Genomic DNA, 1,237 nt, shown 5'->3' on the forward strand with positions numbered 1-1,237 from the left:
TGATCCTAGCCAAATAATTAGACAGCGGTTCCCTCTAAATTTTTCAAATATTCTTTTTCAAAAGCTTCGGGACTAACCCAGCCATTTGCAGAATGTCGTCTGATTCGATTGTAATAAACCTCAATATATTCGAACAAGTCCTTATTTGCCTCTTTTCGCGTTTTAAATACACTGCCATGCACGATATGTACTTTTAATGTGTGAAAGAAGCTTTCAGTGACGGCATTATCCCAACAGTTGCCTCGTCGTGACATACTTTGAATGGCTCTATTGGCAGCTAACAAGTCTCTGTAGTCATGACTGCCGTACTGGCTGCCTTGATCAGAATGAACCATTACTCCACGAGGATAACCTTGACGCGCCATCGCATAATTAAACGCATCACAGACTAAGTGACGATCAATATGTTTGCTAGTCTGCCAACCAACGATGCGGCGACTAAATAGATCCAACATGACGCATAAATATAGCCAGCCATGCTGAGTCCAAATATAGGTGATATCGGTAGTCCATACCTTATTTGGTCTCGATACTTTAAACTGACGGTCCAATAAATTTGGTGCTGCTGATAAGCGATCTGCTGGGTCAATTTTATACTTGAATTTACGGGATATTTTACTGCGCAACCCCAGAGTACGTAACATTCTACCTACCGTTCTTTCACTCAAACAATAGCCCTTATCACGCATATCATGGACCAATGATGGGGCACCTAGACGTGCGTGATGCTGCCAATAAAGTAACTGTAAATCATTGAGTTGCTTCTCGCATCTAGGTGTTCGTTTCAACCACGCATAATAGCCCGATCGACTCACACCAATGCAATCACAAGCTGAAGCAACAGTAACCATTTCAGGCGCTATTCCTTTGATTAACGTGTACTTCTCTTGGCATCCTCGGTGAGAAAGTACACATGCGCTTTTTTTAGTATCTCATTCGCCTCACGGAGTCGCTTATTCTCTTTTTCAAGGTCTAGAATGCGCTGCTGCTCAGGTGTTAATTGACGTTTACTGGAGCCTGCTTCGCTAGATTGACGAATCCATTTATCTAGTGTTGAGTAACCGATACCAAGTTTATTGGCTAGTGCGGCTATCGATTCACTTGAGTTCGCTAAGGCGTAATCAATCGCTTGTTGTTTAAATTCCGGACTAAAGCGTTTAGCCATTTTTACATCTCCAAAGATTAAAATTAAACTATCTTTAGAGGGACCGATTGTCCAGTATCTTGGCTAGGATCA

The 1,237-nt window shown here is 42.0% G+C and carries 1 protein-coding gene; it reads right to left on the reverse strand.

All coding sequences use genetic code 11. From position 1 onward, the window contains the following. Positions 1–17 precede the first annotated feature (17 nt). A protein-coding gene (locus NI464_RS15725) for an IS3 family transposase (protein WP_253139529.1) occupies positions 18–1,165 on the reverse strand; the annotation gives its coding sequence in 2 pieces (ribosomal slippage) (positions 18–928 and positions 928–1,165; 1,149 coding nt in all). Positions 1,166–1,237 lie beyond the last annotated feature (72 nt).

The sequence above is a fragment of the Acinetobacter lwoffii genome (genome assembly GCF_024129685.1).
GTDB classification, from domain to species: Bacteria; Pseudomonadota; Gammaproteobacteria; order Pseudomonadales; family Moraxellaceae; genus Acinetobacter; species Acinetobacter lwoffii_X.